Annotated in this window: 5 protein-coding genes; all 5 read right to left on the bottom strand. The window is 60.5% G+C overall.

What is annotated here, in order from left to right:
- Positions 1 to 129: 129 nt before the first annotated feature.
- The 5 genes from DBR18_RS14100 to DBR18_RS14080 all read right to left on the bottom strand — a co-directional run bounded on the left by DBR18_RS14100 (position 130) and on the right by DBR18_RS14080 (position 5,077).
- Complete coding sequence (locus DBR18_RS14100) at positions 130 to 2,208, bottom strand: YjbH domain-containing protein (RefSeq protein WP_108590767.1); 2,079 nt, start codon at positions 2,206 to 2,208, stop codon at positions 130 to 132.
- Positions 2,205 to 2,966 (bottom strand): capsule biosynthesis GfcC family protein, encoded by a 762-nt coding sequence (locus DBR18_RS14095; RefSeq protein WP_371921097.1) that lies wholly within the window; start codon positions 2,964 to 2,966, stop codon positions 2,205 to 2,207. Before DBR18_RS14095 ends, DBR18_RS14100 begins: the two co-directional genes overlap by 4 nt.
- Positions 2,963 to 3,625 carry a YjbF family lipoprotein gene (locus DBR18_RS14090; RefSeq protein WP_108590766.1) on the bottom strand — a complete coding sequence of 221 codons (663 nt, stop codon included), beginning with the start codon at positions 3,623 to 3,625 and terminating at the stop codon, positions 2,963 to 2,965. Before DBR18_RS14090 ends, DBR18_RS14095 begins: the two co-directional genes overlap by 4 nt.
- A gap of 9 nt (positions 3,626 to 3,634) precedes the next feature.
- Positions 3,635 to 4,696 (bottom strand): polysaccharide biosynthesis/export family protein, encoded by a 1,062-nt coding sequence (locus DBR18_RS14085; protein WP_108590765.1) that lies wholly within the window; start codon positions 4,694 to 4,696, stop codon positions 3,635 to 3,637.
- Between the two features lie 144 nt (positions 4,697 to 4,840).
- Positions 4,841 to 5,077 carry a hypothetical protein gene (locus tag DBR18_RS14080; RefSeq protein ID WP_108590764.1) on the bottom strand — a complete coding sequence of 79 codons (237 nt, stop codon included), beginning with the start codon at positions 5,075 to 5,077 and terminating at the stop codon, positions 4,841 to 4,843.
- Between the last annotated feature and the right edge of the window lie 259 nt (positions 5,078 to 5,336).

The raw sequence follows: 5,336 nt of genomic DNA, 5'->3' as shown, positions 1-5,336 counted from the left end.
GGGATATGTGCCTCACCACAAAACACTGTGGGAGCGTGGCTTGCCCGCGAAAGCGGTGGGTCAGGCAGCATGGTTGCTGGATGTGCCGACGCCATCGCCAGCAGGCTAGCTCCCACAGATTCCCGGGATTTACTCGGTAATCTTCGAGAAGTTGCGATAGAACATGTCGCCCTCGCGGCTGTCGGTCATCGAGTGCAGCTGGAAACTGCGATTGAGCCTTGCGCCGCCGTCGCGGGTCAGGGGAGCCCAGACCAGATTGGCGCGGCGCATGGTCGACATGCTCATCATTTCGTCGAACGGGATCGACAGGTAGATACCTTTGTCGAAACTGCCCTCCCCGTACTCGGCGCTGCCGGCGGTGGTGATCGTGGCCCAGGCGCCGAAGCGCACGCCATTGAAGAACTCGCGGGAGATATCCAGCGTGCCGCCCCAATCGCCGGCCAGGTAGCGACCGACACTGACCGCCGCCAACGTGTCATACGGCAAGTCGGTGTAGCCGGTGATGTGCCCGGTCCAGATCGAGTAATCGCGCAAACCGAAACCCTGGTCGAACTCGCGCTGACGCACGTAGTTCAGATCCGCCCCCACCGACCAGCGTTCACCGGTCGGCCGGAACAGCACTTCACCGCCGACACCGGCAAACATCGACTCCAGATATCCGCCGTAGACCATGCCATACAGGTCCTTGTCCAACTGCTCGGCATGGCTGACCTGAAACAACGGCATGGTCACTTCCGAGGTGGTCAGGTACTGACGCAAATCGGTGCGCACCCGCGGCAGGCCGCTTGGCGCATCATAGGTGAACTTGTCGAAGTTGTTGATCAGGTTGGCGCTGAGCAGCCCACTCCACCAGGTGTTGCGATTGAAGCGATACTCAGCGTCCGCGTCGGCACTGAACTGATAGAGCAAGCCATCCGGGCCACCCACGTTCTGCTTGAAGCCCAGACCGACGCCATAACTGAAGTGCTGCGGCGCTTCGCTGTAGAGGGTTTTCTCGTTGTGCGGCATCGCCGGGTTGATCTCGGTGGTGCGGTGCAACGACTCCAGCGGCTCCTCGTTATTGATCACTTCGCGGAAGGTCTGGCGTGGCACGCTGGTCTCTTCCAGCGGCAGGTCGTAGCGCTTGTTGACCACGGTGAACCAGTTGATGTCGTCGTTCACGCTGTTGTCGAGAATCCGGCTCGCGCGGCCGACAGCCTTCGACGAATGAAAGTAACGCTGCTGCTCGCCGTACACGATCAGCTCGGAATCACGCTGGCTGATGCGCTCGACCTTGTACCCGGCATTCTGCTGCAGGCGTTGCGATACGTCAGCCCAGTTCACCTGCTCCATCGACGTGCTCGGCAGCTTCGCCGGCAGCGGTTCCGGCGCTGGATCGTAGGTCTTGGCCGGTGCCTTGCGGCTGACAAAATTGGTGTGGAATGTGATGCCGAACATCGCCGTATTGCCACGCTCCCACGCCGCGCTGACATCCACCGAATCGGCCACCTTGAACACTGCGCCGAAGTTGATCGGCGAGTCCTGCTTGATCACGTTGTCCTTCGGCTCGTGCTTGTAGTCGTTGCCTTCGTATTCGAGTTTCAGACTCAGGCGATCCCACGGCGTCTGGTAGCTCACGCCACCGAAGAACGACGGCTTGCCACGAAAGTACGAACCGGCATTGACGTCACCGGTGCCTTCCATCGCAGGCCGGGTCTTGAAGCGGTCATCGAGATAGCCCAACGGGTTGTCGATGTCGCCGCGATTGCCGAGGTAACCCCAGGCGATGCCGGCGCTGAAATCGAAATTGTCATAGCGCTTGTTGGCGACGAAATATTCACTGGCGAACAAGCCAGTACCGCCGATGTCCCGGAAGCCCAGCGCGAAATCCGGCGCCCAGTGGCTCTCCTCCCACAGCCGGACTTTGACGTCCACCGCCTTGTCCTTATAGCTCTGGCTGCCGCTCATCGACTCCGGCCCGTACGGGCGGTTAGTGATGGCGGTATAGCGGAAAGAGCCTTCGAGCCAGTCCAGTGGCTGCAGCGACACGCTGTAGCGGCTGTAAGGCTCGGTGCGATTGGCGTTGACGCTCAGCTCGCCCGCCGGGGCCATGCGCGCGGTCGGGGTCTGCAACAGACCGGTGCCACCAAAATCATTCTGGGTAATGCGCGGTTCGGCATGGACCAGACCGCACGGCAATAACAACACAGCTGCAACACGTAACTTCAACGAACCACCCCAGCCAGCTGCGTGGCAATAAATTCGGCCAACTGCTGATTCAGTTCAGGAACAGGCGGATCCAGATCATCGTTTTTCAGCCCCACCAGAATCTTGCTGCCGGCGACCGGGAACTGCCCGCTCTCGCGATTCCAGTGCGCCATGCCAACCTTGCGCGTGACGCCATCGGGCTGGATCAGCCACAGATAATCGGCTTCGGCGTCCACCAGTGGCGTGCAGTCCTGCAGGTACTCGCGCGCTTCCTGCAGCGGCTGATAAGGCAGGTGACAGGTCTGGGCGACGGCGCCAAGCACTTCAACTTCATCAACTCGCGGCGGGTAAATCAGGCGATCGCCATCGCCCAGACGGACGTTGCGCGCAAAGCCGACCTCCAATGCCACCGGGTCCAGATTCGCCACCTGGCGTCCGGTAACCGGCATCTGCCGCACCTGCCCGGCGACGCGCTGCGCAAGTTCTGCCCTGCCTGGCCGATCGAACAGCAAAGCCAGCCGATACAGCACATCCAGATCGAACAGCACCCCGGCCTTGAGCTGCGCCTGCTGCTCCAGCAACGACTGACGCAACAAGCCACCCGCCAGCCAGTAACCCTCGGCATTCGGTTGCGCCACGCTGATCACATCGAGCAAACGACCGTTGGCCGGCAGCTCGACCGGCCCGGGATTGGCCACATCGCCACTGACCGTCACCGCCGCCTGACTCGCCGCGCCGAACATCATCAAACACGCCGAAAACACCCTGAACCGCTTCACGGCAAATGCCTGCGAGCAGGGGTCAACTGGACGATCCGGACCCGCAGTTGCGAGGTCAGTTGCTGTTCACTGCGCAGGATGAAACCGTCCACCGGGTCGACCCAGTAACGATTGGTCGCGCGCAGGCCGAGGGCCGGCGCATCAATGCGTTCGTCGACACGCAGCACGGTGTATTCCTTGTTCAGAATGTTCAGGGTTTCCACCGAGCGGCGGGAGAAGCGACTGTTCACCAGCACCCCGATTTCCTGCCCCTTGTAGAGGTCGATCCAGCGCTGGCTGGTCTGGCCGTCGATGACGTGGTGCAGGCCTTGCTTGAACGGCGAGTCGTCGGACAGCCGCGTGCCGTCCAGATCGCCTTCCACGCCCAGGCCGATGGTGCGCACGGCGAGGCCATCGCGCAGCAGCAACACCTGCTTGCCCGAGGCGACCCAGAACTGCAGGTCGCCGCGCTCGCGTACCAGCGCCAGCACCCCGGAGCCGGAGGGCGTGGTCAGTTTGAGTTGCGGGTAATCGACCTCGGCCACCTGGGCCGGGGTCACCTCCAGTTCCGCCGGGCCTACCACTGCGGCCTTGAGGTTGTTCAACGACGCGCTCATCAGCGGGTTACAGCCACACAGCAACAAGGCCGCCATCAAGACGCCAACTTTCAACGGGTTCACAGTCGGGCCTTATTTGCTGTTGTTGGTGAATTCGCTCCAGTTCTTCGCAGCGGAAGCCCCGGTCCCGACAATCGATGCCGAAGGCACCAGTTGGCTGATGAAGCGGTTCCAGCGCGTGACGTTGGCCGGACCAACATAAACAACATCCTGGGGACGGACTTCGAAGTGCGAAGCCAGCGCCATGGCGGTCGGCGACTGGGCTTCCAGTTGATAGACCTTCGCCGGCTCGACATCGAGGTTTTCCACCCCGCGAATCACGTACACGGCGTTGCCGTTGGACGTGGTCTGGCTCAGGCCGCCCACCGAACCGAGGACATCCGACAGGTTCATGGTCGCGGTCTTGAAGCTCAGCGCACGCGGCTGATTGACCTCACCCATGACGTAGATGCGCTTGTTGTCGTTGTACGGCAGGTACAGCTGATCGCCCCCCTTGAGGTAGACGTTCTGCAACGCGGAATCCTGCTGATTGAGCGTATCGAGATTCAGCGCATAGGCGCGCCCCTTGCGCGTCAGCACCAGCCCTGACAAGTCGGCGTTGTTGGTATCGATCCCGGCCGAACCGAGCGCCTCGACCACGCTCAGCGGGTTGGTCGAAATCGGCTGCGGACCGGCCTTGGCCACGGCACCCGAAACCACCACTTTCTGGCTGGCGAAACGCAGCACCGCGACATCCACTTGCGGCTCGGCGATGAATGCCGACAGCCGCTGTTCGATGTCCGAGCGCAATTGCTGGATGGTCCGGCCGGCGGCCTGGACTTCCTTGATATAGGGGTAATAGAGCGTGCCATCGGTGCGCACCAGACGGCCGTTGGCATCGATCTGTTGTTGCGCCCCCGAAGGCGCGGTCAGTTCGGGGTGATCCCAGACGGTGATGTACAACACGTCGTTGGCACCGATGCGGTACTCGCTCGGTGCCTCCAGCAGTTCGGTCGGCACCTGGCTGCGCTTTTGCGTGGCGCGGTTCATCGAAATCAGTTTGGGTGTGATCGGAATCAGCTCGACCCGGCTGCTTTCGCTGGCGCCCTGGCGAGTGATATCGCCGGTGCTCAGGTATTGGCCCGGGGAAAACATGCAGCCTTGCAAAGCGATACTTGCCAACAGCAAAAGAGAAAAACTACGAGTCATAATGGCACTACGCTATTCAAGGGCGAATCTAAAAACAAAGTCACCCGACTTGCGTCGGGCGACCTTGTACTGCACTAACAACTGTTCCTGTTAGTTATGCGTGCCGGTTGTGCCGGTGGTCCCGGTCGTACCGGTAGTCCCGCCGTTGGCACTTCCACCACTGTTGGACGCCGCTACAGCACTGGCGACCATTGCAGTGCTGGCTGCAGGCGCTGTGGAAGCCGCTACATTACCCGCCACATTGGTCACCGCTGTCAGCGGCGCTTCAGCTGCGGATGCCAAGTTGCTCAACATCGACAACAGAGCAATCGCCATCACTTTTTTCATATCAACTCCTTTCTAACATTTGACCTGTTAAAAACCGGCCTGAGTTAGAGGTGGTAGCGTTCAAGTCCGCAAAAAGCGCGAACAAGATCCGTCGTTCTTTCACAGTCTTACCCAACTGATAAAAGTCGAACGGCAGGTTTATATCTACGGACTTGCAAAAGGCATTTCCAGCGTATTTTCCCGACGATATCTAACACCTGACCGAAACTAACATTCAGTATTGGAACGACATCATTCGAGATAACCGCGCGGATGGTTC

Origin of the sequence: Pseudomonas sp. HMWF021 (assembly GCF_003061005.1) — a bacterium.
Lineage (GTDB): Bacteria > Pseudomonadota > Gammaproteobacteria > Pseudomonadales > Pseudomonadaceae > Aquipseudomonas.
This window is presented reverse-complemented; position numbering and strand designations above follow the sequence as displayed.